The organism is Vibrio sp. PNB23_22_6 (assembly GCF_052877535.1).
Map to the genome: position 1 here is coordinate 267,581 of NZ_JBNFXP010000003.1, position 24,870 is coordinate 292,450.

The window sequence follows — 24,870 nt, forward strand, 5'->3', positions numbered from 1 at the left end:
AATGCGTTCGCTACCACGGACGTTTAATCGCGAATAAAATAAGCCGAGACTGTAGGACAACAGTCTCGGCTTTTTCGTTTGCACTTAACCGTAAAATGTAAGTGCTACTCTGCTGAAAGGCCGTTTTCTATTTCGATCATTTCAGTAAGCTTATCAAGTGCTTGAACTGAGATTTCTGACAAACGCTGTAAGTGTTGGTCAACGCTCTCTCGCTCTACAAGCGGAGTTTCATTGTTATTAGTTTGTTTTGTTAGCATCGCCCAACCTCGCGAGTGAGTAAGGGAGAATGGCATGAAATCAAACCACTGGGGAAAAAGAAACGCTCGATGTTTAATTTGTCAGCGAGATCATCGATTGCCGTGATAGAAGCAATGTGTTACTTAAGAACCGAGCAGTAGTGTTCAAATATGAAAAGTAAGCTAGCAACCATCGTAATAGCTGCTAGCTAAGAGATTAAAACTGAGATTTGACGCCGAATTGCTTTGCCGCGTATGCAACACGTTCTTTCGGCTTAGGGTACTCAGCAGGTGTGCCAAGTGCCTCGATGTGTCTTAGACGAGGGAGTAGACCTGCACCATTTGCAATCTGAATCGCCAAGCCAGGTCGTGCATTTAACTCCAGAACCATTGGACCTTCTTCTTTGTCCAATACCATGTCAGTGCCCATGTAACCTAGGCCAGTCATTTCCCAAGCACTTGAGGCAAGCTCTAACAAACGTTCCCAATGAGGGACTTGTAGTGTTGATAAGTCTTTCCCCGTATCTGGGTGGTGCGTGACGGGCAGATCGAATTGAACAGCTCGTATCGCTTTTCCTGTCGCGATATCAATGCCCACGCCAACTGCACCTTGGTGCAGGTTCGCTTTACCATCAGATGCCGAAGTGGAACAGCGCATCATTGCCATTACTGGGTAGCCCTTAAATACGATAATACGTACATCTGGCACACCTTCGTAACTGAAACCATCGAAGCAGTCGTCGAACTTAATTAAGTTTTCAACCACAGCGACATCATTCTTACCACCAAGAGAAAAGAGTCCCGCAAGTGCATTGCTGATGTGTCGCTCAACTTCTTCTTTATTACACGTTGCTCCAGATGGTTTGGTATAAACCCCATCTTTGTGTGAAGTAATCACTAAAATACCTTTACCGCCACTCCCTTGTGCTGGCTTGATTACGAAACCCGGCCAGTTCTCTACCATTTTGTGAATGGTCTTCACTTCAGCTTGACTGTTGATCACACCAATGAGGGCAGGGACTGTCGCCCCAGCGGCCTCTGCGATGATTTTGGTTTTTAGTTTGTCGTCCACCAGAGGGTATTTGGAACGATCATTGTAGCGTCCAATATAGCTATGGTTTCGCTTGTTCATTCCCATTATGCCTTTATGGCGAAGTTTCATTGGCGAAGTAAAACGTTCAAACATCGTTTAGTCCTCCGCTAATGGTTTGAAACGACGTAGCTCAGTTAGACGGTAACCTGTGTATGTTCCGAGTAGCAGAATACCCGCTAATACGATCAACTGAAGGCCAATAAAGTTAAATGTTAGGTGCTGGATGTATGGGTTTGTCATTGCTAAGTAAACCAGTACCGCCGTTAATAGTGAACCTCCACCTTGCATGGCGACTTCTTTGGCGCCTTCCTCTTCCCATAGAATCGACATACGTTCGATAGTCCATGACAAGATAATCATAGGGAAGAAGGTAATGGTTAGACCTTCTGTTAGGCCAATCTTAAATGCCACGACGGTAAACACCGAGATAATCATAATTACGGTGATGATGACTGCGGATATCCGTGCAACCAGAAGTAAGTTCAGCCTAGATAGGTAGCTTCGAATAATCAGACCTGTCCCGACAATCAGCAAGAAGCCGACAATACCAGTGATAAGCTGCGTTTGAACAAAGGCCACCGCAATCAATACTGGCATGAACGTACCCGATGTTTTAAGACCGATGATGACGCGTAGGAATACAACAATCAGTGCACCGATAGGGATGAGCATGATGGTCTTAAACATCGCTTGCTCTTCTAGCGGCAAGCTGTGTATTGAGAGGTTCAGTAGCCCATCAGCTTCAACTTTGTTGTTGGTCGCTTGCTGAGGTGTCACTTCTTGCTTAATCATCGAGAAATGGACTTGGCTATTCTTACCGCCGACTAAATCTAGTAAAGAGACGTTTGATTCATCCCAAACGAGCAAATTAGGCTGAGATGCGGCTTGTTCGGAGTTTGGAGAGAATAGTACCCACTCACTTCCGGACCACACTTGAACCATTGGTTGAATCGCTTGGCGTCGACGACCATCTTCAAGCTCAATAACACCGACAATCTTACTTTGAACACCAGCCGTTAAAAGGAGTTTACTGAGGGCATCGGTACGATTGAAATCGTTAAGAATCAATGCAGCATTTTGGCTATCTGGGTCATTGAGTATTTTGATAAGCTCACGGGCGAACGTTACGTTGTCGGCCGAGCGACTCATCGCGCGTTCAATCAATGCATTTGCAGCAGCCTGCTGAGGTGCTGATAGCGTTGGTGGAATAATGTCACCTGTTGGCGGCTGAGGCGTGACTTTTGCTTGTGGATCGACTAAGAACTGAGCTTTGTAATAGATGGTTTGTGGCCCAGAGGCTTGTCGAATAGACCATTCAGCGCGTCGACCAGAATCGGAATCGACGTATGAGACGCCATAGCCAGGTGAAGAGGCAGACTCACCGATCAGTGTGTAGCCTTTTTGGGTGTGTGGTGCCGCGAGAGAGGCTTTTACTTCTCCACCATTGGCGTTAAATTCGATGCGTGCTTCCACGTCCCAAACTTGACGAGTTTCGCCTGGCGTCCAAGGAACGCCGTAATTGTCATGTCTAAAAACACTCAAAGCAATGCCAGCAACCACCAAAAGGATGATTGACAGGTAAAACGGTATTCTCGAGGTCATAATCTGCCTTTTTATTTTTGGTCTTCTTCCGTCTGAATGTACTTACGGCTCACATCAACCACTGCGATGTCGCGCATAAATTCTCTTCCTAGCAAAACAGGATGGTTCATTTGAGAACGATCTGCCAACGTAAACTGTGCTTTTTCATGGATATTTCCGACTCGAACCCAAAGTTCTACGACGGCACGACGCTCAAGTTCATCCGTGGTCGCTTGTCGAATTTTCACATAGCGAATAATGGGTGCTTCAATCCAGGTATTTTTTTCTTCTTCTGACTTGGTGCTGTCTGCAAGGTGGAAACGAACCCAGTTTTTGCCGTTTCTCTCGAATTCCTCGATGTCGACAGCATTTAATGAAGAGGTTGCAGCACCAGTATCGACACGAGCATCAAAAGTTTGTTTGATTGAATCTATCGTGACTCGTTCAATCGAGCCAAGCACAACGCCATTCGTAGGGGTCGCTTGAATAGGAGCTGGTGCTTGAACGATGATGGGGTCTTTGGGTTTTTTAATCTCAGCCATTGCATCATCACGGAAGGTAATGAGTTTGCTTTCTAATTTGTTGACTTGCTCCTCAAGGCCATCGATGTAATCGGATTGGTTACTGATTTGAAGCTCTAAATTGGAAATGCGAGTATTGATATTCGTTTCTGAGGCTTGAATAGCGGCTAACGTTTCTTGGTGGTACTGTTCGCCCTTCGTAAGGGTACATCCTGAAAGTAGGGCGATGGCAACAACCGGAGTCAATCGTGTAAACATTGAAAACCTTGGATTGGATGAAGTCGTTTATTTTTAGTAGTTTAGCGTAGAACGACAGAAGCTCACAACAAAGAATCTCTTGAAGTCTCTCAAAGAGTGAGGATTAGTGACGAAAAGCTAAAAAAACAAAGGATGCTGTTCGCATCCTTTATATGATTCAAAAGAGGGTAATGTCTTAAAGGCGGGAGTGAGTTAAGACACTGTCAGAAATCTCAATTATTTATGGCTTAGTTGCCACAAGCACCGCACGGCGTGGTGCAGGGTAACCTTCAACGGTTTTAGTTGGATCGTTAGGATCTAAGTAATCTGGAAGTGAATTGTGTGTCATCCAATCCGTTGTGCGTTGTTCGTCAACCGACGTGACGTTCTCGTCCACGATGCGGACATCTTCAAAGCCAACCAGCTCTAGCCATACTTTCAAAGCTTTCGCTGAAGGGAAGAAGTACACGTTACGCATTTGCGCATAACGAGAGGTTGGAACAAGAACGGCGTTCTCGTCACCTTCAATGACAAGTGTTTCTAGCACGAGTTCACCACCAGATACCAACTGATCTTTTAGTTGGACTAAGTGATCCAGTGGAGAGCGGCGGTGGTAAAGCACGCCCATGCTAAACACCGTGTCGAAGGCTTCTAACTTCGGTAGCTGTTCAATGCCCAATGGCAGTAGGTGTGCACGTTGGTCATCGCCCATCAGTTTACGAATCGCTTCGAACTGGATTAGGAACAGGTGAGAAGGATCGATACCGACAGTAAGACGAGCACCTTCACCTAACATGCGCCACATGTGGTAGCCATTACCGCAACCGACATCAAGAACACTGCGATTCTTCAGTGGTGAAATATGCGGAAGCACGCGGTCCCATTTCCAGTCACTGCGCCATTCAGTATCAATATGAATACCGTGAACATGATATGGACCTTTACGCCAAGGGTGGAAGGTGCGCAGTAAGCTTTCGAGCTTTTTCAGTTCACCCGTGTGCATTGGCTCGTTGTTTGAAATGGTAACGGAGCTTGTGATATCCACATGCTCTGGCTGGCCCGCTGGGATTTTGTTCAGTGCTTTCAACCAGCGACCAAAGTCACCGTGCTCTGCATTTTGCCAGTCCGTCAGCTGCTGTGGTAACACATTCAACCAAGGTTGAAGACGTGTGTCTTGGGCAATGAATTGGTAGAAATTTGCAAAGTTAAACATAGTTAGTTAATCGCTGAGTTGATGATATAAAAGTAATGAATCGTATCTTTCTTACAGGCGAAATGGCCTATTTGATAGCGAACATTGAGCCAAAGTTAAAGCATTGGAACCAAACGTCATAGCTAGAGAAACCAATTTTCGCAAAACGCTCTTTGTGGTCTTTCTTTGAGTCTGGGCGCATCACATTTTCAATCGCGCTGCGCTTTTGACTGATTTCTAGCTCGCTGTAGCCATTTGCACGTTTGAAATCGTGGTGTAGGTCGATCAATAGTTCATTCGACACTTCATCTTCAAATACGTACTTTTCCGACAAAATTAAAATGCCGCCAGGACGCAGACCTGCGTAGATTTTTTCTAACAACGCATAGCGGTCTTCTGGTGAAAGAAACTGAAGTGTGAAGTTAAGTACCACAACGGAAGCATTTTCGATTTCGATATTACGAATATCGGCTTCTACGACGTTGACTGGTGTGTCACTGCGGTATGCGTTTACGTGAAGCTTACAGCGCTCAACCATTGCAGGCGAGTTGTCTACCGCGATGATTTGGCAACCTTCTTGTTTGATATGACGACGCATAGAAAGCGTAGCTGCGCCTAAAGAACAGCCTAAATCGTATATAGTTGAATGCGGTTTAACAAAACGTTCAGCCAACATACCGATTGCAGAAATAATATTGCTATAGCCCGGCACCGATCGCTGAATCATGTCAGGAAACACTTCCGCTACGCGTTCATCGAACGTGAAATCCCCAATTTTATCGATTGGAGCCGAAAAAATAGTATCTGGATTGCTCTTAGGGTTCATAACCAAATCTCTGCATACAAGCCGCCTGAAACGTCAGGCATCAAAAAAGGCGCGTATTTTATGGGAAATTCGCGCCTCTGTCATTTGCTTAATTATCAGCGTATCTAAAACATCTGTATTTGCGAGTTGCCATCATTCGCTGGGAATACAGTCAAATTCGGCAGCGAGAGCTTAAGTTGTAGCTGTTTATACAGTTTTTCGGCAAGTTCTGGTGCCAGTACGTTATCTGGCGTGTGGATCATTAAATAAGGCTGAATGCCTTGTTCAACCCACATGGGTAACTTCTTTAGCCAAGGTTCGAAAAAGCGCAAGTTATCATCGATATCTGGGTGCCCAATAAAGCGAATCATCGGATGCTTAGCCGTTGCGATGGCATGGACAGGAACACGAGGTTTGTTTTGGTGTGCATCAATGACGGCTTCAGAGGTAGGCTCTGCAGCAAAAACGGGGCGACTGTCCATGATGATACGGTCAATACCGTTTTCTACTAACCATTGGTTGAGTTCTCGTTCCTCTTCTCCCTTGGAGAAAAACGCCATGTTGCGAACTTCAACCCCGAGTGGAAAGTTTGGCGAGAAACGGGAACAGAACTTTTTTAGCCGCCCGAGATGCTCTGGTCCAAATGCAGCAGGCAGTTGAATCGTCCACTGACCAACACGCTCATGCAGCGGCTCCATCATCTTCATGAAGTCTCGCAATTGCTCGTCACAGCCAGTTAGCATTTGCTCGTGAGTAATGGCCTTTGGAAGCTTGAATGTGAACTTAAAATTGTCATGAGTAGCGGCTTTCCAGTTCAGCACCGTATTGCTCGTTGGTGTGGCGTAAAAGGTGGTGTTGCCTTCCACCGTATGAAATACCTGTGCGTATTTTTCTAAACGTTCAGCAGGTTTCGTTCCACGGCCATAAAAGCTTTGTTGCCACTGGTTGTGCGACCACATGGTCAGCCCAAGTCGAAGGGGTAAAATGTCCATGGCTCATCTTCTCTTTTTCTGATGAAAGATACTTTACGAGAGTTTTGCTGAAATAGGTATTTTCACGCTATAATCATCAGCAATTTTTTCGTTTTGGTGTGGTTTTGAACATTTGTTGTACTAAAAAGCACCAGTGAATGATAAAACACAATTAATTGTATGTTGAGTGGTCGATTTTCATAGGCTTTCAGCGTATAAATAAATCTTTACTCTGCTTGGCAATGAGGCTGACAGAGCGTAGTTAACAATATTTGAGAGATTGGGAATTTCATTATGCGTACCCATTACTGTGGTCACCTGAACAAGTCCCTTGCAGGACAAACTGTAGAACTTTGCGGCTGGGTTAACCGTCGTCGTGATTTAGGCGGTCTTATTTTTATCGATATGCGAGATCGCGAAGGTATCGTTCAGGTAGTTGTTGATCCAGATATGGCAGATGCGTATGAGGTGGCTAACACACTTCGTAATGAATTCTGTATCAAATTAACTGGTGAAGTTCGCGTTCGTCCAGAAAGCCAAGTAAACAAAGACATGACAACGGGTGAAGTTGAGATCCTTGCGAAAGGTCTTGAAATCATTAACCGCTCTGACGTTCTGCCTCTGGACTTCAACCAAAAGAACTCTGAAGAGCAACGTCTGAAGTACCGTTACTTAGACCTACGTCGCCCAGAAATGAGCGACCGCATCAAGCTACGTGCTAAAGCGTCTAGCTTTGTTCGTCGTTTCCTAGATGACAACGGCTTCCTAGATATCGAAACTCCTGTACTAACGAAAGCGACACCAGAAGGGGCTCGTGACTACCTAGTACCAAGCCGTGTTCACAAAGGCAGCTTCTACGCGCTTCCTCAGTCACCACAGCTATTCAAACAGCTGCTAATGATGTCTGGTTTTGATCGTTACTACCAAATCGTTAAGTGTTTCCGTGATGAAGACCTGCGTGCTGACCGCCAACCTGAATTCACTCAGATCGATATCGAAACGTCATTCATGACGGCTGATCAAGTACGTGAAAAAACGGAGCAGATGATCCGTGAAATGTGGCAAGAGCTATTAAATGTTGATCTGGGCGAATTTCCAGTGATGTCATTTGAAGAAGCGGCACGTCGTTTCGGCAGTGACAAGCCAGACCTACGCAACCCACTTGAGCTGGTTGACGTGGCAGACATCCTAAAAGATGTTGATTTTAAAGTATTCTCAGGTCCTGCAAACGATGAAAAAGGTCGCGTAGCCGTGATCCGCGTACCAGGCGGGGCTGCGCTGTCTCGTAAGCAAATCGATGAGTACACGAACTTCGTTGGTATCTACGGCGCGAAAGGCCTAGCATGGATGAAAGTAAACGACCGTGCAGCCGGCTTTGAAGGTGTCCAGTCTCCAGTGGCTAAATTTCTAAACGAAGAAGTAGTGGCGCAGCTACTTGAGCGTACACAGGCTGAAACTGGCGATATCATCCTATTCGGTGCTGATAGCAAACGCGTTGTGACTGAAGCGATGGGCGCACTGCGTCTTAAGTTAGGTACTGACCTTGAGCTAACTGACAAGTCTGCTTGGAAACCGCTATGGGTTGTTGACTTCCCAATGTTTGAAGAAGACGACGAAGGTAACCTACATGCGATGCACCACCCGTTTACTTCTCCTCTTGGCCTAACCGCAGAAGAGTTGAAAGCGAACCCTGCATCAGCAAATTCAAATGCGTACGATATGGTTATCAACGGCTACGAAGTGGGCGGTGGTTCAGTACGTATTCATAACGCAGAAATGCAAGCTGCAGTATTTGATATTCTAGGTATCGATGCAGACGAGCAAAAACTGAAGTTTGGCTTCCTATTAGACGCACTGAAATTTGGTACGCCTCCACACGCAGGTCTTGCATTCGGTCTAGACCGCCTAGTGATGCTGCTATGTGGTACTGATAATATCCGTGATGTTATCGCTTTCCCTAAAACAACAGCAGCGGCGTGTTTACTTACTGATGCTCCAAGCCTTGCAAATCCAGCCGCTCTTGAAGAGCTGGCGATAGCAGTAACGGCGGCAAAGAAAGACGCTGAATAAGCACTGATTTAGGTCATGCGATCGAATAAATAAAGAAAACTCCCGCACCCGCGGGAGTTTTTGTTTAAGTGAAAGAGATCCCCCGAAGTAACCTCGAGATCCCAGACTCAGTGACAAAGCTAAGTATCCTGCCTCTTGAAGTCCTTTGGGAATAGTTTCTAAATAGGAATTTACATGTCAATCATTCTTGGAATTGACCCGGGCTCCCGTATCACAGGTTATGGTGTTATTCGCCAAAATGGCCGACACCTTCAATATTTGGGCAGCGGTTGTATTCGTATGTCTGAAAAAGAATTACCTGGCCGTCTGAAACAAATCTACGCAGGTGTCACAGAGATCATTACTCAATTTCAGCCAGATGTGTTTGCCATTGAACAGGTGTTTATGTCTAAGAATGCGGATTCTGCACTTAAGCTTGGGCAAGCGCGTGGTAGTGCCATCGTGGCGGCGGTTAACGCTGATCTTCCGGTGTATGAATACGCCGCGAGACTGATTAAACAGGCCGTGGTGGGCACTGGTGGAGCAGATAAAACACAAGTTCAGCATATGGTTCAGCACATGTTAAAACTGCCTGCTAAACCACAAGCCGATGCCGCAGATGCATTGGGTGTGGCGATTTGTCATGCCAATACCAATAAAACCTTAGTTGCCCTTGCTGGTAAAGCCTCCAGTGCGAGAAGAGGGCGCTATCGATAAATTAGCATCTTTCGCAGCCTCACACGCAACGGTTTTACAACCTTCCCTTCTCTCAAAAACACCCATTCACCGCACAAAGAACTGGATGTCTATCCAGTTCTTTATTATCCTGTCGCAAATTCATTTCTAAAGAGTATTTATAGTGATTGGACGTCTTCGCGGCACTCTGCTTGAAAAGCAACCACCTGAAGTTTTAATTGAAGTTAATGGCATTGGTTATGAAGTTCAGATGCCAATGAGCTGTTTCTACGAACTGCCAAATGTCGGCGAAGAAGCCATTATTTATACTCACTTTGTTGTGCGTGAAGACGCACAATTGCTTTACGGTTTCAACACAGTGAAAGAGCGTGCACTTTTCCGTGAAGTAATCAAAGCGAACGGCGTAGGTCCTAAACTAGGTCTAGGTATCCTTTCTGGCATGACGGCAACTCAGTTTGTATCGTGTGTTGAGCGTGAAGATATTTCTACACTGGTGAAATTACCTGGTGTCGGTAAGAAAACTGCAGAACGCCTTGTGGTTGAAATGAAAGATCGCCTGAAAGGCTGGGGTGCCGGTGACTTGTTTACGCCATTTACGGATGCAGCGCCTGCAGACTCTGGTGCGATGTCGAATAATGCAGAAGAGGAGGCGATCAGTGCGCTTCTTGCTCTAGGCTACAAGCCGACTCAAGCATCGAAAGTGGTTTCTCAGATCGCGAAACCGGATATGACCAGTGAGCAACTGATCCGTGACGCACTAAAGTCAATGGTGTAACGGAAAGTCCAAGGGAACAATATGATTGAAGCCGATCGTTTAATTGCGCCAGAAAATCCTTCGTTTCGTGATGAAGATGTCATTGACCGTGCGATTCGTCCTAAAAAGCTGGCGGATTACCAAGGTCAGGACCACGTGCGCGCTCAGATGGAAATTTTCATCAAAGCCGCTCAACTGCGAAATGAAGCGCTCGACCACCTTTTGATTTTTGGTCCTCCAGGTTTGGGTAAAACCACGCTTGCGAACATCGTTGCCAATGAGATGGAAGTGAACATTCGAACCACTTCTGGTCCTGTATTAGAAAAAGCCGGGGACTTAGCTGCGCTGCTAACGAACCTTGAAGAAAACGATGTGTTGTTCATTGATGAGATCCACCGTCTTAGCCCAATGGTTGAAGAGGTATTGTATCCAGCAATGGAGGACTATCAGTTAGACATCATGATTGGGGAGGGGCCAGCCGCTCGTTCAATTAAAATTGATTTGCCACCTTTTACTTTAATCGGTGCGACAACTCGTGCAGGCTCACTAACGTCCCCATTGCGTGATCGTTTTGGTATTACACAGCGCCTTGAATATTACAAAGTGAACGATCTACAAGATATCGTTCAACGCAGTGCAAACTGCCTTGGTCTTTCTATGGAATCGGAGGGCGCTCTGGAAGTGGCTCGCCGTGCTCGTGGTACGCCTCGTATTGCAAACCGCCTATTACGTCGTGTACGAGACTATGCAGAGGTAAAAGGCAACGGTCATATTTGTGCTGATACCGCCGATAAAGCGCTAAACATGTTGGATGTCGACGCAAAAGGGTTTGATTATATGGACCGCAAACTGCTGTTAGCCATCATGGAGAAGTTTGGCGGTGGGCCTGTTGGCCTAGATAACATGGCCGCGGCAATTGGTGAAGAGAAAGACACTATTGAAGATGTACTTGAGCCATATCTTATCCAACAGGGCTATTTGCAACGAACCCCTCGCGGACGAATAGCGACGGATCGAGCTTATCTTCATTTCGGAATTGAAAAATAAATTTCACAACTGAGCGTTACGCGCTCAGTCTTTGATAAATTTTGATCTATATCTCATTTGTTGTATTTTATTTCATGCGTTATAGGTAAGAAAAGTTCGCAGCTTGTTAATGCCCTGTGCCTCAAAGCCTGGTTATTTCTACTCTTTATTACTCATCCGTAACATGTCCTCTAAATATCGTTTGATCTGCATCATTGTGATGGTTTTTTGTTCAAATTCGACACATAAATATTGATGCACATCAAAGCGGTTTCTCGCCATAAACCTTTTGAAACAATCTGTTTTTACAAGTAATATTAGCCTTAGCTATATTAGCTGATGCTTAACAATTAACTAACCAATGAAGCACATTTTTGCAACAACTTGCTGTGATATTTCAACACTTTTCAAGTGTGGATAACACCTGGAAATAGATTGCAATATGTAGAGAGTGTCATTCAGCCGACACATAGGAGTTACCATGATTGACGTAGTTGATCTATCGCGGTTGCAGTTTGCACTGACAGCGATGTATCACTTCCTATTCGTACCATTGACCCTTGGTATGGCCTTCCTTTTGGCCATTATGGAATCGATGTACGTAATGACGAACAAGCAAATCTACAAGGACATGACCAAGTTCTGGGGTAAGCTTTTTGGTATTAACTTTGCCCTTGGTGTGGCTACTGGCCTTACCATGGAATTCCAGTTTGGTACGAACTGGTCTTACTACTCCCACTATGTAGGGGACATCTTCGGTGCGCCACTGGCGATCGAAGCTTTGGTCGCTTTCTTCCTGGAGTCCACTTTTGTTGGTCTATTCTTCTTCGGGTGGGATCGTCTATCTAAACGTCAGCACTTGGCGGTAACCTGGCTGGTTGCATTGGGCTCTAACTTCTCTGCACTTTGGATTCTTATCGCTAACGGTTGGATGCAAAACCCAGTGGGTGCGGAGTTCAATTTTGAAACCATGCGTATGGAAATGGTGAGCTTTGCTGACGTGGTGCTAAACCCAGTGGCACAGGTGAAATTTGTTCACACTGTGGCATCAGGTTATACCTGTGGTGCAATGTTTATCCTTGGTATTAGCTCATACTACCTAATTAAAGGTCGTGATATCGCATTCGCGCGTCGTTCATTTGCTATTGCTGCATCTTTTGGTATGGCAGCAATCTTGTCTACCATCGTCCTTGGTGATGAATCAGGCTACGAGCTTGGTGAAGTTCAAAAAGTGAAACTGGCGGCAGTAGAAGCTGAATGGCACACAGAGCCAGCACCGGCGGCGTTTACTCTGTTTGGTTTACCAAACCAAGAGACAATGGAAACGGACTACGCTATCAAGATCCCTTACGTAATGGGCATTATCGCGACACGTTCATTCGATGAGCAAGTAACAGGCCTGCGTGAGCTACGTGATGACCACGTAGATCGTATCCGTACTGGTATGTATGCGTATGAGCTATTAGAGAAACTGCGTGCGGGCGACAAGTCTGAAGCGAACATGACAGCGTTTGATGAAGTGAAAGGTGATCTAGGTTACGGTCTACTTCTAAAACGTTACACTGACAATGTTGTTGATGCGACTGAAGATCAAATCCAAGCTGCGGCGGATGATTCTATTCCGACAGTATGGCCTCTATTCTGGTCGTTCCGCATCATGGTGGCGTGTGGCTTCATCATGCTATTCGTATTTGGTGCGGCATTCGTTCAAACATGTCGTCAGAAAATCGAACAAAAACAATGGGTTCTTAAAGCCGCACTATTCAGTATTCCACTACCTTGGATTGCTATTGAAGCAGGTTGGTTTGTTGCAGAATACGGTCGTCAGCCGTGGGCTGTAGGTGAAATCCTGCCAGTTTACGTCGCGGCGTCAGCACTGACCGCGGCTCAAATCTGGACGTCACTATTTGCAATTCTAGCGCTTTACACGGTATTCCTGATTGCAGAAGTATACCTAATGGTGAAATTCGCACGTAAAGGTCCAAGTAGCCTAAAAACAGGCCGCTACCACTTCGAGCAAAATGCTGACTCTGTTGAAGACAAAGTTAGCCGCCAAGTAGAAGCGTAAAGCAAGGAGATAACAAGATGTTTGATTACGAAATCTTGCGACTCATCTGGTGGGTACTGATCGGTGTTCTACTAGTTGGTTTTGCAATTACAGATGGTTTCGATATGGGTGTGGGCGCGCTTGTACCTATTATCGGCAAAAACGACACGCAACGTCGTGTCATGATTAACTCAATTGCTCCGCACTGGGATGGTAACCAAGTTTGGCTTATCACCGCTGGTGGTGCATTGTTCGCCGCTTGGCCTTTGGTTTACGCGACATCGTTCTCAGGTTTCTACCTAGCGATGATCCTCACTCTGGCTGCACTTTGGCTACGTCCAATTGGTTTGGACTACCGTTCAAAAATTGAAGACAAAAAATGGCGTAATACTTGGGATATTTGTATCTCAATCAGTGGCTTCGTTCCACCAATCATCTTTGGTGTGGCGTTTGGTAATCTTCTACAAGGTGTACCATTCCAGTTGAACGATTTCCTGATGCCAACGTACCACGGTTCATTCTTTGGCCTACTAAACCCATTTGCACTGCTATGTGGTCTAGTTAGCTTGTTCATGATCCTGATGCAAGGTGCGACTTGGCTACAAATGAAGACCACTGGCGAAGTACACACACGTGCTCGTAACGTAGCTCAGCTTACTGGTCTACTAACAGTGGTTGCTTTTGTTGTGGCTGGTTTCTGGATCCAAAATATCGACGGTTACGTAATTGTGGGTGGCATCGATACAGCGGCACCATCAAACCCTCTGAATAAAGAAGTGATTCGTGAGGCAGGTGCGTGGATGAAGAACTTTGAAAATTACCCTCTACTGTGGGCTGCGCCGGTATTAGGCATGGCAATGCCGCTGCTGGCTGTGTTGGCATCACGTCTAGAAAAGTGTGGTTTGGCGTTCTTGACTTCAAGCCTTGGTAACGCCGGTGTCATCTTTACTGCTGGTTTTGCTATGTTCCCATTCATCATGCCGTCGGATCTTGTACCAAGCCACAGCTTAACGATGTGGGATGCAACATCATCGGAATTGACGTTAAACCTAATGACAGGTGTTGCGTTTGTCATGGTTCCAATCATCCTTGCTTACACGTCTTGGACTTACTACAAGATGTTTGGTCGCCTTGATGACAAGTTCATTGAAGAAAACAAAAACTCACTTTACTAAGGGGCATTGACTATGTGGTATTTCGCGTGGATTCTAGGTGTACTACTTGCTTGTGCATTCGGTATCATCAATGCTCTTTGGTTAGAGCACACAGAAATGATGGATGAAGACAGTGAGTAATCTCGCTGACAAGGTAGCAAAGTTACACGCCCCAATGGATAAGACTCCCTTGAGAGTCTTATCTCTAATCCTCGGTTTGATGCACGTAGGATTGGTGATGTGGGATCCTGATGCTTACCATCGAGCAATTGGTGGCTTTAACGCAGTGATCGTTCCGGCAATGATTTGGGCAATGTGCTCAAGCATGGTGTATGGGGTGGGCTTCAAGCCGAAAAAATGGTACTGGCAAGTGTTGTTTAGCCCATATTTTTCACTCGCTATCTTAATTTATCTGACTGCACTGTATTTCATGTAGACGTTACACTCAACAATGCAGTTGGTTACTAAATCATCGAACAAAAGCCAAGCGCTTCGCTTGGCTTTTATTTTTTCTACAAAAATCAAAAATATTCTATTAGCTTAGTACCAATTATGGCCGCTTCAGTTATAGTGATTGCTTTAAAGAATTGAATGTATTGGAACTCCCTTGCTAGGCACAACAAATCCCTTCCGCTGGCCGATCACCGTGTATTATGAAGATACCGATGCGGGTGGCGTTGTATATCACTCAAATTATTTAAAATTCTTTGAACGTGCACGCACTGAAATGTTGCGTGCAAAAGGCATTTCTCAACATGTGTTATTGGAACAAAACATAGGCTTTGTTGTCCGACACATGGATATCGATTTCAACCAAGGGGCTAGATTAGACGAGCATTTGACCGTTCTAACCCGAGTGTCAGAAATAAAACGTGCGTCCCTGCAATTCTGTCAAGAGTTAGTCAATGATGAAGGCAAAACATTGTGCAAGGCAATTGTTAAGGTAGCATGTATCGATAATAAGAAAATGAAGCCAATAGCTATTCCATCATTGATAAATTCGGAGCTAACAAATAGTGACTGCTGATATTTCCATTTTAGACCTCTTTCTTCAGGCCAGTCTGTTGGTAAAGCTTGTGATGCTAACCCTACTAGGTATGTCAATCGCATCATGGGCAATGATCATTAAGCGCAGCAAAGTACTGTCTCAGGCATCGAAAAGTGCGGAGTCGTTTGAAGATAAGTTTTGGTCGGGCACTGACCTTTCTCAGTTATATCAAAAAGTGAAAGGTCGTAAAGACGACATTGAAGGGACAGAAGAAATCTTCTACGCAGGATTCACTGAGTTTGCCCGCTTACGTAAGAGTAACGCAAACTCTCCTGCTTACATCATGGAAGGCACCGGTCGTGCAATGCGTGTTGCGGTTGCTCGTGAAGTTGATGAACTGGAGACCAGTTTACCTTTTCTGGCAACAGTGGGTTCTATCAGCCCATACATCGGCCTGTTTGGTACGGTGTGGGGGATCATGCACGCATTTATCGCGTTAGGTGAGGTAAAGCAAGCGACCCTTTCGATGGTTGCGCCAGGTATCGCAGAAGCACTTATCGCTACAGCAATGGGCCTGTTTGCCGCGATTCCTGCCGTGATGGCTTACAACCGATTAAGCAACAAAGTGAGCAAGCTTGAGCACACCTACGCCACTTTCTCTGAAGAATTCCACAGCATTTTGCACCGTCAAGCAATGGCGGGTCGAGACAGCGCAAGTAAGGAATAAGTCATGGCGGGTTACCAACCTAAAAAGCGCAAAATGACAGCAGAAATCAACGTTGTTCCATATATCGACGTTATGCTTGTATTGCTGATCATTTTCATGGCGACCGCACCATTTGTCACTCAAGGGGTGGATGTTGATCTTCCAAAAACATCCACCGCTGAATCCATGCAAGAACTCGCAGGTGATACAGACAGTAGCTTCATCATTATTGAAATTGATCGTGACGGTAATTTAGGCCTAAGCGTGAATGATGAAGAGATGCAACGTGGTCTGTCATTGCAAGATGTGATTGTGCATGTGAAAGCTGAACGTTCTATCAAACCTGATTCTCCCGTTGCAGTTGGTGGTGATGCGGCAACTCCGTATGCCGACGTGGTCATTCTACTAGATGAGTTAAGTCGTGCTGGCATTCCTAAAGTGGGTCTGATGACTGATATCAGAGAATAGACATCGAATATCTATGAAAGATAACAAGAAGAAATCCAAAGAATACGCCAAACCGATAGCAATATCGGTTGGTTTGCATGCGATTCTTGTTGTGGCTCTGCTTTGGGGGACAGACTTTACCATGTCTAAGCCTGAGCCTACAGGACAGATGGTTCAGGCCATCGTGATTGACCCAAAACTTGTTCAGCAACAAGCGAAGGAGATTCGTCAGCAACGCGAAAAGGCGGTCAAAAAGGAGCAAGACCGTCTTGATAAACTAAGACGCGAAGCTGAGCAGCTTGAAAAAAATCGTAAAGCAGAAGAAGAACAGATTCGTAAGCTTAAAGAGCAGCAAGCAAAAGATGCGCAAGCCGCTCGTGAAGCCGAAGTTGCTCGCAAGAAGAAAGAACAAGAACGCAAGGCAGAAGAAGAACGGACTCGTAAAGAGAAAGTGCGAGCTGAAAAAGCGGAAAACGAACGTAAAGCCAAAGAAGAGGCAGTGCGTAAAGCGGAGCAGGAGCGTTTAGCCAAAGAAGCGGCGATAGCGAAAGCCGAGCAGGAGCGTGTTACACGTGAAAAAGCCGCGAAAGAAGCGGAAGAGAAAGCGAAACGTGAACGTGAAGCTGCAGCAAAAGCCGAGCAAGAACGCATCGCGAAAGAAAAGGCAGCCAAAGAGGCTGCTGAGAAAGCACGCAAAGAAAAAGAGCGTCTTGAACGCTTAGAACGAGAACGCAAAGAGCAAGAAGCGGCGCTGAACGATATTTTTTCTGGCCTTGAAAGTGAGGCGAGTCAAAACAGTGCCGCACGTAACCGTTTTATTGACGATGAGCTCTCTCGCATGTCATCTATCTATACTCAAAATATTCAGCAAAGGTTGATTAAGGATGACTACCTGTTGGGAAAAGAGTGTAGGGTAAACATCAGACTGATCCCTACAGGAACAGACATGATGGTGGCGGGCATTACCGTGTTAGGTGGCGACTCTCGCGTATGTGCCGCGGCGAAAAGTGCGATTGCGCAGGTAGGGACTTTCCCTAAATCGTCAGAAGATGCGGTCAATGAAAGACTAAAAGATATCAACTTAACTGTTGCTTTGGACTAAAAGGAACTGAGACGTGATTAAACGCCTTTTACTAGGAATGTTTGTACTGCTTGGCAGTCTTACGAGTGTAGCTCACGCTGCATTAGAGCTGGTGATTACCGATGGTATTGATTCAGCACGCCCCATTGCTGTTGTTCCATTTAAATGGGAAGGCAGTGAACCACTTCCAACCGATATTTCTGCTGTAATTGCTTCCGATTTACAACGTAGCGGTAAATTCAGCCCAGTACCGACGAACAAAATGCCACAGACACCGTTTAATGAATCGGAGGTGAACTTTGATGCATGGACAAACTTAGGTGTTGACGCGCTACTGACGGGATCAATTGCGAAAAATGAGCAAGGTAACTACGTGGTGAATTACCAGCTTGTGGACGTTGTGCGTGGTCAGTTAACAGGCGGACAAAGCAAAGCGTTAGGCGGGGATGGTGAGTTAGTGCTGTCTAAAGATCACGTGTTGTTCAACAAGGTGGCCACCCTTGAAGGCCCGCGTATGCGAGAGTATGCTCATCGTATTTCCGACCTAGTGTATGAACAGCTAACCGGTGAGCGTGGTGCGTTTATGACACGTATCGCTTACGTGGTCGTGGACGATAAAGATCGCTTCCCTTACCAATTGCGTGTTGCTGATTATGACGGTTACAACGAGCGTTTGGTGCTGCGTTCTAAACAGCCACTGATGTCGCCAGCATGGTCGCCAGATGGTCAAAAACTTGCTTATGTGAGCTTCCAGAATGGGCAGGCGGAAATTTTCATCATGAACATTTACACTGGCGAACGTGAAAAAATAACGTCATACCCTCGCCATAATGGCGCACCAAGATTTTCGCCGGACGGCAGCCAATTAGCTTTGGTTCTGTCAAAGACGGGGTCATTACAGGTGTACACATTGGATCTAAAAACTCGCAAGTTGACGCAAATTACGAGTGGCAGATCAAATAATACCGAACCTTTCTGGTATCCTGATGGTAAATCGTTAATTTTCACATCGGATAGGGGTGGTAAACCACAGATTTATCAAGTAAATTTGGACAGCGGTTCGACTAGCCGTTTGACGTGGCAAGGCAGTCAAAACTTAGGTGGTCAAATTACACCAGATGGCCGATTCCTCGTCATGGTGAATCGCAGTGACTCAGGTTTCAATTTGGCAAAACAAGATTTGGAAACAGGCGCGCTTGAGGTATTAACAAAAACGTTGCTTGATGAGTCACCGAGTATTGCCCCAAATGGTGGCATGGTTATTTATAGCTCGATTTACAATAAGAAAAACGTACTATCGATGGTGTCAATTGATGGTCGATTTAAAGCGAGATTACCAGCAACAAATGGGCGCGTGAGAGCGCCAGCATGGTCACCGTTTTTGTAGTAACAAGTTTGATTTTTAATGAAGGAAAATAAGATGCAACTGAACAAAGTTCTCAAAGGACTACTAATCGCGATTCCTGTAATGGCTATGACTGCGTGTAGCTCAAGCGATGACGCAGCTTCAAGTACTGGTGCAGCAACTAACACTGGTAGTACAGAAACGACAGTAGTGACTCCAATCGATCCAAATGGTCAACTTACGGAGCAAGAACTTAAAGAGCAAGCGCTACGTGAAACTCAAACTATCTACTTCGCATTTGATAACTCTACCATTGCCGGCGATTATGAAGAGATGCTAGCGGCTCATGCTTCTTACCTAAGCAAGAACCCAGCACTTAAAGTAACTATCGAAGGTCATGCCGATGAGCGCGGTACCCCTGAGTACAACATCGCACTAGGCGAGCGTCGTGCACAAGCTGTTGCAAACTACCTACAAGCGCTAGGTGTTCAAGCTGATCAAATCGCTATCGTTAGCTACGGTGAAGAGAAGCCACTTCTTCTAGGTCAATCTGAAGATGTTTACGCTAAGAACCGTCGTGCGGTCCTAGTATACTAATTCGAGGTAAACCTCATGTTCAGTAACACTAAGCGCGCTGTTACGCTTACGTTGCTGGCAAGTGCAGCGAACTTCGCGTTCGCTGCACCGGCCCCAGTATCAGATCTCAACAGCACATCATCATTATCTACTCGATCTTCTTCTGAAACCGATATCGAGCGTTTAGAGCGCTTGCTGCAAAATCGCAACCGCGTTCAGCTTCAAATGCAAGAGCAAATTGACCAAATGTCACAAGAGATCAGTGATCTTCGTGGTCAGTTAGAGCGCAATAGCTACGAAATGCAGCAAATGTTGCAACGTCAACGTGAGTTGTTTGTGGAGCTTGATCGCCTGCGTGGTGAAATGAAAACTGCGCCAGTGGAACCGAGTAAACCAGCAGAAACCGTTGGTAAGTATACATCGAACGCCGATGAACAAACGGCTTATCAAAACGCGGTCGATCTTATTCTTAAAAAGCGTGACTACGCGGGTGCGATTGCAGCGTTCACACAGTTCCAAAAGGACTACCCGGATTCCACTTACTCAGCAAACTCTCACTACTGGCTTGGCCAGTTGTACTTTGCTAAGAAGCAAGATAAAGATGCGGTAAAAAGCTTTGCCGCTGTGGTCTCTTACAAAGACTCAAACAAACGTGCAGATGCATTAGTTAAATTGGGCGATATCGCAGAACGTAACAACAATGCAGAGCAGGCGAAGAAATACTACCAGCAAGTGGTGGACGAATACGCTGGCAGTGCTTCAGCCAAAGTCGCCAGTTCAAAGCTGAAATAGTATTGATAAAAAAGAGAGCTTACGCTCTCTTTTTTGCTTAGTTGGGTTACCTTGTGATCCCTGTTCCTTCCGTAAATGGAAGAATTGTTATGTCTAACAAAGATATAAGGTTAGGGTGACAGAAATTCTTGTAACGGGTTGGTTTTTAAAAATTAACAAGGTTACAATGTACGGATTAAAGGAAATTGCGTAGAGCAAGAGCAATGAGCCATATACTAGACAAAATTGATACCGTTTACCCATTCCCACCAAAACCAATTCCATTAAGCGAAGAAGAAAAAACGTTTTACATTGAGCGTATTAAGAAACTGCTTAAAGAGAAAGATGCGGTACTTATCGCGCACTACTACACCGATCCTGAGATCCAAGCATTGGCGGAGGAAACGGGCGGTTTTGTTGGCGATTCGTTAGAGATGGCGAAATTTGGTAATCGTCATCCAGCAAGCACATTAATCATCGCTGGCGTTCGCTTTATGGGCGAGTCTGCAAAGATCTTAACACCTGAAAAACACATTCTAATGCCAACATTAGATGCAGAATGTTCACTTGATCTTGGTTGCCCGGCGGACAAGTTCAGCGAATTCTGTGATGCGCACCCTGACCATACCGTTGTTGTATACGCCAATACTTCTGCGGCTGTTAAAGCTCGTGCTGACTGGGTCGTAACGTCAAGTATCGCTCTTGAAATCGTTGAACACCTAGATGCAGAAGATAAACCAATCATTTGGGGCCCTGACCGTCACCTAGGCTCGTATATTGCGAACAAAACTGGCGCAGACATGTTGCTATGGCAAGGTGAGTGTGTGGTTCACGATGAGTTTTCGGCTGATGCGCTGCGTAAAATGAAGAGCGTTTATCCAGACGCCGCAATACTAGTGCACCCTGAGTCCCCTGCTAGTGTGGTTGAGCTTGCCGATGCTGTGGGCTCGACGAGTCAACTCATCAAAGCAGCGAAAGCGTTGCCTCATCAGCAAATGATTGTTGCAACTGACAAAGGCATCTTCTTTAAGATGCAGCAGCTTGTTCCAGAAAAAGAATTGATTGAAGCACCAACTGCAGGTGCAGGTGCGACATGTCGTAGCTGTGCACACTGTCCTTGGATGGCGATGAACGGCCTTAAAGCAATTGAAAAAGCGTTGAGTGAAGGTGGTGAAGAGCATGAGATTTTCGTGGATGAAGCACTACGTGTGAAATCGCTTATCCCACTGAACCGTATGCTAGATTTCGCTGAGCAGCTCAACATGCAAGTGAAAGGCAACGCTTAAGCATTTGTAAATTGTTAAGTTAAATCTCAAAAACCAGCCGAATATGGCTGGTTTTTTTGTTTCTTACAATCAATGGGTTAGTATTTAGTTATCGCAATTAGAAAGGAATCGGAAACGTATGGCAGTGTGGCTAGTACTGAAAAAGTGGTTAAGCACCCATTTTTTCAAATTGAGCAACCGAAACCTTCTCGTCATCAGTGGCGCTTATATTACCATCTCATGGTTGTTGTTGGCTCTTGCTGGAGAGCGCGCACTGACGGATAACTTCGCAAACTTCATCTACTACTTAATGGTCACCGCTTCAACGGTGGGTTATGGTGACCATTCACCGGTCACTGATATTGGCAAGTGGGTAGTCGTGTTGTTTATTATCCCGGGTGGTTTGAGTTTATTCGCTGCTATTTTAGGGCGAGTAGCAGGAGGGGCGATTGATTATTGGCGAGCAGGGATATTGGGTAAACGGAGAGTAAAAGTGGAAAATCATATCGTATTATTGGGTTGGAATGGCGCACGTACCATGCACCTTATCCGTATGTTGCAGCATGAAGAGGAAGGCAAGCGCCCAATCGTGTTATGCAGCCGCTCAGACATAGAAAACCCATTACCGGGTGAGATTGGTTTTATCAAGGTGAACAGTTACACCGATGCGCAGGAGATGAAGAACGCTAACATCACCAGTGCCAACTGTATCATTGTTGATAACCTAAGTGATGATATTACCCTCTCGGCCGCTTTGTATTGTGCCTCCGTGAATCCTGACGCACACTTGCTCGCCTACTTCAAAGACGAAGCGCTAGGCCGATTGCTCAGTCAGCATTGTCCGAAAGCCGAGTGTATCCCCGCCGTTGGTGCAGAGATGTTGGCAAAAGCGGCGGTCGACCCTGGCTCGAGTGCGCTGCATCAAGAACTGTTAGCCTCGACCCGAGGAATGACGCAATACTCAGTGATTTATCCAGAAAACCAACCACCGACAAGCGTAGAAACGATCTTCGGATTTATTAAGCAGCGTCATCAAGCCACATTGATCGCGGTTGATCTTGGAAATGGTATCGAACTCAACCCTGATCTAGAGGCAGCAGTACCAGCCAATACCAAGTTGTTTTACATTGCAGACGAGCGTATTGAAGATTTCTCTTGGACAGACATGAACAAAGACAAATAATGCATATCGTTGCCAACCTGTTGGCCGTTGGTTAGTGAAGCAAGGTATGGCGTGTTACGTTCCACATTTATTTCAACGTGATCAAAAAAAGCTCTCCTAGGCCTAGGAGAGCTTTTTAGTTGTGATTATTGATCTTCAGCGAGCGTCACACCACGCTGAGTCAGACCGCTAAGCATCATTGGTACTGCATTGAAGATCTCTTCAAATTGCTCCAAACCTTCTATGCCTTGTTCTGCAAGTGCCGCGATGGTGGTTTCTGGATCGTAAAGCATGGTCAGAGAAAGAAGAACCCCCCCAAGCAACGCGTTGTCTTCGCTGTCTTCCGGCATCAGTGTTTCCCAATCATCACGAGCAAGTTGCCAACCTTGAAGCACACCCTCGCAGAAATCACGAGTGGTTGCAGAAATAATGTCTTGCTCATCCAAAGTACAACCTTCAGGCCACTGCCAAGACCCGTCAAGAAGCGCAGGACGTGCCTGGTTCCACATTTGTACGATCTCATCAATGTATTGTTCTAGTTGCTCGCCATCAGAAAATGGCGCAGTTTCTTCTCCGCCCCACAGAAATGGTAGCCACTCTTGAGGCATCAATACGTTTGGTGCTGACGCCATCGCTGTCACGAAGCCCTGAGTTTTCGCCAGGTTTAGTAGTTTTCCGTCAAGCTCTGGAAGAGAAAGAATATCTTGTAGTTTCAAAATAAAATACCATTTGTTAATGGATTGGTTGATTGCGCTTATCTTACCAATCAATCAGGCATAAATCGATATACCTATGCGACTCCAAAGGGTAGGGGGTGTTTAGATTTATGTAAATTAGCCCTTCACTTGGAAATCCCCCCTCTTGCTCTGATAGCTAGTGCTTCACTGTCTCTGCAATTATCTAGGCTGCCGGTTTTCTCCGAATCTCATCTCCTGGTTAGCATAAGTGTGCTTATTTGAATGACTATGGCCATATATTCTGCCATCAATCTGCATGTTTTCATTGGCTAACTCATTTGGAAAGTAAATAAATTACGTTTTTAAGCTTCAGTTTAGGCCGTTTTATGGCTGATTTTGCTAGTGCTGGTGAGATTCTCTATCTTAATGGCTAAATGTGGTTATTAATTTACAACTTAACAATTAAAATGGTTATTTAAACTGAATAACTTATGATTTAATAGTCTCAACAACTACATAGGTCTTATGGTGTAGTAAGTTATCTTTTGTTTGCCATGTATGTTGGTGTTTGATGTTAGAGGTTGTAAATGAAGTCGCGTGGACCATTTTGTATTCGTAATGCTGCAGCGGATACTTTTGCTATGGTGGTGTTTTGTTTTATCACTGGGATGGTTATTGAAATTTTGATTTCGGGTATGACGTTTGAACAGTCCCTAGCATCGCGTACATTGTCTATTCCAGTAAACATCGCGATTGCTTGGCCTTACGGCATGTTCCGCGATTGGGTGCTGCGCCAAGGTAAAAAGGTATCTCCTTCGTCTGTTATAAAAAACGTGTCTGATTTAGTGGCGTATGTATTGTTCCAGTCACCGGTTTACGCAGGTATCTTATTTGCCGTTGGAGCATCAACGGAGCAAATCATCACTGCCGTCGCTAGTAATGCAGTGGTGTCTTGTGGCATGGGAGTACTTTACGGCTACTTCCTCGATCAGTGCCGTCGTTGGTTCCGTGTGCCGGGTTACTATCAAGGCGCGTAATTGTCCCACTTTTGCTCAATTTAGCTAGATAATGAGCAAACAAACGAAAAAGGGTGCTTTTTTTTATATTTAGCCTTGACCATCAGGCACATAATCATTAAATTAGCGCCTTGTTAGCCAATGATGCTAACCACAATTTGATTCGGTGAGTTGTCCGAGTGGCTGAAGGAGCACGCCTGGAAAGTGTGTATACGGCAACGTATCGAGAGTTCGAATCTCTCACTCACCGCCACATTTAGAGCCCCTGCTTTCTAGCAGGGGCTTTTTTCGTTATATAAATCAGAATTTTATCTTCTTACCAATTCTTGTACTTTCTGACCTTTTCTAGCCAAATCTAGCTCTTTTTGTGATGCTAAAAGTGATGCCACTTAAGGATTGAATAGCCACCAAATCAGTAGACACTCTTTAACTTGATTTCATATTGCTTTTCATACTCTACTGGCGACAACTGAT

General features: G+C 45.4%; 26 protein-coding genes and 1 tRNA gene. 19 read left to right on the top strand and 8 right to left on the bottom strand.

The genetic code is table 11. The features are described from left to right. Positions 1–104 precede the first annotated feature (104 nt). From ACVA54_RS04340 to ACVA54_RS04370, 7 genes are all read right to left on the bottom strand, one after another. Positions 105–257, bottom strand: coding sequence for a hypothetical protein (locus tag ACVA54_RS04340; RefSeq protein WP_099078626.1), 153 nt, complete (start codon positions 255–257; stop codon positions 105–107). 196 nt (positions 258–453) lie between these two features. Then, entirely contained in the window at positions 454–1,422 is a 969-nt protein-coding gene (locus ACVA54_RS04345; RefSeq protein WP_099078627.1) for an alpha-L-glutamate ligase-like protein, read from the bottom strand. Between the two features lie 3 nt (positions 1,423–1,425). Continuing rightward, a complete protein-coding gene (locus tag ACVA54_RS04350; RefSeq protein ID WP_099078628.1) occupies positions 1,426–2,931 on the bottom strand; it encodes an inactive transglutaminase family protein in 1,506 nt (501 codons plus the stop codon). Between the two features lie 11 nt (positions 2,932–2,942). After that, on the bottom strand, positions 2,943–3,689 hold the full coding sequence (locus ACVA54_RS04355; protein WP_119463396.1) for an ATP-dependent zinc protease family protein: 747 nt from the start codon (positions 3,687–3,689) through the stop codon (positions 2,943–2,945). Positions 3,690–3,909: 220 nt separating this feature from the next. Next, positions 3,910–4,881, bottom strand: coding sequence for a tRNA 5-methoxyuridine(34)/uridine 5-oxyacetic acid(34) synthase CmoB (gene cmoB, locus ACVA54_RS04360; protein WP_099078630.1), 972 nt, complete (start codon positions 4,879–4,881; stop codon positions 3,910–3,912). Positions 4,882–4,948: 67 nt separating this feature from the next. Further along, complete coding sequence (gene cmoA, locus ACVA54_RS04365) at positions 4,949–5,686, bottom strand: carboxy-S-adenosyl-L-methionine synthase CmoA (RefSeq protein ID WP_099078631.1); 738 nt, start codon at positions 5,684–5,686, stop codon at positions 4,949–4,951. A gap of 104 nt (positions 5,687–5,790) precedes the next feature. Beyond that, a complete protein-coding gene (locus tag ACVA54_RS04370; protein WP_446596194.1) occupies positions 5,791–6,657 on the bottom strand; it encodes a DUF72 domain-containing protein in 867 nt (288 codons plus the stop codon). A gap of 273 nt (positions 6,658–6,930) precedes the next feature. Here ACVA54_RS04370 and aspS point away from each other — a divergent pair, with 273 nt between their 5' ends. The 17 genes from aspS to ACVA54_RS04455 all read left to right on the top strand — a co-directional run bounded on the left by aspS (position 6,931) and on the right by ACVA54_RS04455 (position 22,724). Next, entirely contained in the window at positions 6,931–8,706 is a 1,776-nt protein-coding gene (gene aspS, locus ACVA54_RS04375) for an aspartate--tRNA ligase (protein WP_099078633.1), read from the top strand. 174 nt (positions 8,707–8,880) lie between these two features. Continuing rightward, complete coding sequence (gene ruvC / locus ACVA54_RS04380) at positions 8,881–9,402, top strand: crossover junction endodeoxyribonuclease RuvC (RefSeq protein ID WP_099078634.1); 522 nt, start codon at positions 8,881–8,883, stop codon at positions 9,400–9,402. Between the two features lie 142 nt (positions 9,403–9,544). After that, a complete protein-coding gene (ruvA, locus tag ACVA54_RS04385; RefSeq protein ID WP_099078635.1) occupies positions 9,545–10,156 on the top strand; it encodes a Holliday junction branch migration protein RuvA in 612 nt (203 codons plus the stop codon). Positions 10,157–10,177: 21 nt separating this feature from the next. Beyond that, entirely contained in the window at positions 10,178–11,182 is a 1,005-nt protein-coding gene (ruvB, locus tag ACVA54_RS04390) for a Holliday junction branch migration DNA helicase RuvB (RefSeq protein WP_099078636.1), read from the top strand. 460 nt (positions 11,183–11,642) lie between these two features. Then, entirely contained in the window at positions 11,643–13,229 is a 1,587-nt protein-coding gene (gene cydA / locus ACVA54_RS04395; RefSeq protein ID WP_099078637.1) for a cytochrome ubiquinol oxidase subunit I, read from the top strand. A 17-nt stretch (positions 13,230–13,246) separates the two neighbouring features. Beyond that, on the top strand, positions 13,247–14,383 hold the full coding sequence (cydB, locus tag ACVA54_RS04400) for a cytochrome d ubiquinol oxidase subunit II (protein WP_099078638.1): 1,137 nt from the start codon (positions 13,247–13,249) through the stop codon (positions 14,381–14,383). Positions 14,384–14,395: 12 nt separating this feature from the next. After that, positions 14,396–14,503 (top strand): cytochrome bd-I oxidase subunit CydX, encoded by a 108-nt coding sequence (cydX, locus tag ACVA54_RS04405; RefSeq protein ID WP_099078639.1) that lies wholly within the window; start codon positions 14,396–14,398, stop codon positions 14,501–14,503. Further along, on the top strand, positions 14,496–14,798 hold the full coding sequence (gene ybgE / locus ACVA54_RS04410) for a cyd operon protein YbgE (protein ID WP_099078640.1): 303 nt from the start codon (positions 14,496–14,498) through the stop codon (positions 14,796–14,798). The genes cydX and ybgE overlap by 8 nt, the downstream gene beginning before the upstream one ends. Before the next feature lie 171 nt (positions 14,799–14,969). After that, positions 14,970–15,389 carry a tol-pal system-associated acyl-CoA thioesterase gene (gene ybgC / locus ACVA54_RS04415; RefSeq protein WP_099078641.1) on the top strand — a complete coding sequence of 140 codons (420 nt, stop codon included), beginning with the start codon at positions 14,970–14,972 and terminating at the stop codon, positions 15,387–15,389. Then, entirely contained in the window at positions 15,379–16,077 is a 699-nt protein-coding gene (gene tolQ, locus ACVA54_RS04420; protein ID WP_099078642.1) for a protein TolQ, read from the top strand. The genes ybgC and tolQ overlap by 11 nt, the downstream gene beginning before the upstream one ends. 3 nt (positions 16,078–16,080) lie before the next feature. Next, positions 16,081–16,524, top strand: a complete 444-nt coding sequence (gene tolR, locus ACVA54_RS04425; RefSeq protein WP_099078643.1) for a protein TolR — start codon at positions 16,081–16,083, stop codon at positions 16,522–16,524. Positions 16,525–16,537: 13 nt separating this feature from the next. After that, the gene (gene tolA / locus ACVA54_RS04430; RefSeq protein WP_446617040.1) at positions 16,538–17,605 is read left to right on the top strand and encodes a cell envelope integrity protein TolA; all 1,068 of its coding nucleotides are present in this window, start codon (positions 16,538–16,540) and stop codon (positions 17,603–17,605) included. Positions 17,606–17,618: 13 nt separating this feature from the next. Next, positions 17,619–18,971: a Tol-Pal system beta propeller repeat protein TolB gene (gene tolB / locus ACVA54_RS04435; protein ID WP_099078645.1), complete on the top strand. Its 1,353-nt coding sequence runs from the start codon at positions 17,619–17,621 to the stop codon at positions 18,969–18,971. Positions 18,972–19,004: 33 nt separating this feature from the next. After that, a complete protein-coding gene (gene pal / locus ACVA54_RS04440) occupies positions 19,005–19,526 on the top strand; it encodes a peptidoglycan-associated lipoprotein Pal (protein WP_099078646.1) in 522 nt (173 codons plus the stop codon). A 15-nt stretch (positions 19,527–19,541) separates the two neighbouring features. Further along, a complete protein-coding gene (ybgF, locus tag ACVA54_RS04445; protein ID WP_099078647.1) occupies positions 19,542–20,297 on the top strand; it encodes a tol-pal system protein YbgF in 756 nt (251 codons plus the stop codon). Positions 20,298–20,500: 203 nt separating this feature from the next. Then, entirely contained in the window at positions 20,501–21,562 is a 1,062-nt protein-coding gene (gene nadA, locus ACVA54_RS04450) for a quinolinate synthase NadA (RefSeq protein WP_119463391.1), read from the top strand. A 118-nt stretch (positions 21,563–21,680) separates the two neighbouring features. Further along, complete coding sequence (locus tag ACVA54_RS04455) at positions 21,681–22,724, top strand: potassium channel protein (protein WP_099078649.1); 1,044 nt, start codon at positions 21,681–21,683, stop codon at positions 22,722–22,724. A gap of 125 nt (positions 22,725–22,849) precedes the next feature. Here ACVA54_RS04455 and ACVA54_RS04460 read toward each other — a convergent pair whose 3' ends face one another. Next, a complete protein-coding gene (locus ACVA54_RS04460) occupies positions 22,850–23,461 on the bottom strand; it encodes a YecA/YgfB family protein (protein ID WP_099078676.1) in 612 nt (203 codons plus the stop codon). A 506-nt stretch (positions 23,462–23,967) separates the two neighbouring features. Between ACVA54_RS04460 and ACVA54_RS04465 the strand changes: the two genes are divergently transcribed. Continuing rightward, the gene (locus tag ACVA54_RS04465; RefSeq protein WP_099078650.1) at positions 23,968–24,417 is read left to right on the top strand and encodes an L-alanine exporter AlaE; all 450 of its coding nucleotides are present in this window, start codon (positions 23,968–23,970) and stop codon (positions 24,415–24,417) included. A gap of 144 nt (positions 24,418–24,561) precedes the next feature. Further along, positions 24,562–24,649 (top strand) — tRNA-Ser (locus tag ACVA54_RS04470). Positions 24,650–24,870: the final 221 nt, after the last annotated feature.

What these genes read in the sequence shown, in the direction of transcription:
- ACVA54_RS04340 (WP_099078626.1), bottom strand. Translation starts at nt 257, where the DNA reads ATGCTAACAAAACAAACTAATAACAATGAAACTCCGCTTGTAGAGCGA.
- ACVA54_RS04345 (WP_099078627.1), bottom strand. Translation starts at nt 1,422, where the DNA reads ATGTTTGAACGTTTTACTTCGCCAATGAAACTTCGCCATAAAGGCATA.
- ACVA54_RS04350 (WP_099078628.1), bottom strand. Translation starts at nt 2,931, where the DNA reads ATGACCTCGAGAATACCGTTTTACCTGTCAATCATCCTTTTGGTGGTT.
- ACVA54_RS04355 (WP_119463396.1), bottom strand. Translation starts at nt 3,689, where the DNA reads ATGTTTACACGATTGACTCCGGTTGTTGCCATCGCCCTACTTTCAGGA.
- cmoB (WP_099078630.1), bottom strand. Translation starts at nt 4,881, where the DNA reads ATGTTTAACTTTGCAAATTTCTACCAATTCATTGCCCAAGACACACGT.
- cmoA (WP_099078631.1), bottom strand. Translation starts at nt 5,686, where the DNA reads ATGAACCCTAAGAGCAATCCAGATACTATTTTTTCGGCTCCAATCGAT.
- ACVA54_RS04370 (WP_446596194.1), bottom strand. Translation starts at nt 6,657, where the DNA reads ATGGACATTTTACCCCTTCGACTTGGGCTGACCATGTGGTCGCACAAC.
- aspS (WP_099078633.1), top strand. Translation starts at nt 6,931, where the DNA reads ATGCGTACCCATTACTGTGGTCACCTGAACAAGTCCCTTGCAGGACAA.
- ruvC (WP_099078634.1), top strand. Translation starts at nt 8,881, where the DNA reads ATGTCAATCATTCTTGGAATTGACCCGGGCTCCCGTATCACAGGTTAT.
- ruvB (WP_099078636.1), top strand. Translation starts at nt 10,178, where the DNA reads ATGATTGAAGCCGATCGTTTAATTGCGCCAGAAAATCCTTCGTTTCGT.
- cydA (WP_099078637.1), top strand. Translation starts at nt 11,643, where the DNA reads ATGATTGACGTAGTTGATCTATCGCGGTTGCAGTTTGCACTGACAGCG.
- cydB (WP_099078638.1), top strand. Translation starts at nt 13,247, where the DNA reads ATGTTTGATTACGAAATCTTGCGACTCATCTGGTGGGTACTGATCGGT.
- cydX (WP_099078639.1), top strand. Translation starts at nt 14,396, where the DNA reads ATGTGGTATTTCGCGTGGATTCTAGGTGTACTACTTGCTTGTGCATTC.
- tolR (WP_099078643.1), top strand. Translation starts at nt 16,081, where the DNA reads ATGGCGGGTTACCAACCTAAAAAGCGCAAAATGACAGCAGAAATCAAC.
- tolA (WP_446617040.1), top strand. Translation starts at nt 16,538, where the DNA reads ATGAAAGATAACAAGAAGAAATCCAAAGAATACGCCAAACCGATAGCA.
- pal (WP_099078646.1), top strand. Translation starts at nt 19,005, where the DNA reads ATGCAACTGAACAAAGTTCTCAAAGGACTACTAATCGCGATTCCTGTA.
- ybgF (WP_099078647.1), top strand. Translation starts at nt 19,542, where the DNA reads ATGTTCAGTAACACTAAGCGCGCTGTTACGCTTACGTTGCTGGCAAGT.
- nadA (WP_119463391.1), top strand. Translation starts at nt 20,501, where the DNA reads ATGAGCCATATACTAGACAAAATTGATACCGTTTACCCATTCCCACCA.
- ACVA54_RS04455 (WP_099078649.1), top strand. Translation starts at nt 21,681, where the DNA reads ATGGCAGTGTGGCTAGTACTGAAAAAGTGGTTAAGCACCCATTTTTTC.
- ACVA54_RS04465 (WP_099078650.1), top strand. Translation starts at nt 23,968, where the DNA reads ATGAAGTCGCGTGGACCATTTTGTATTCGTAATGCTGCAGCGGATACT.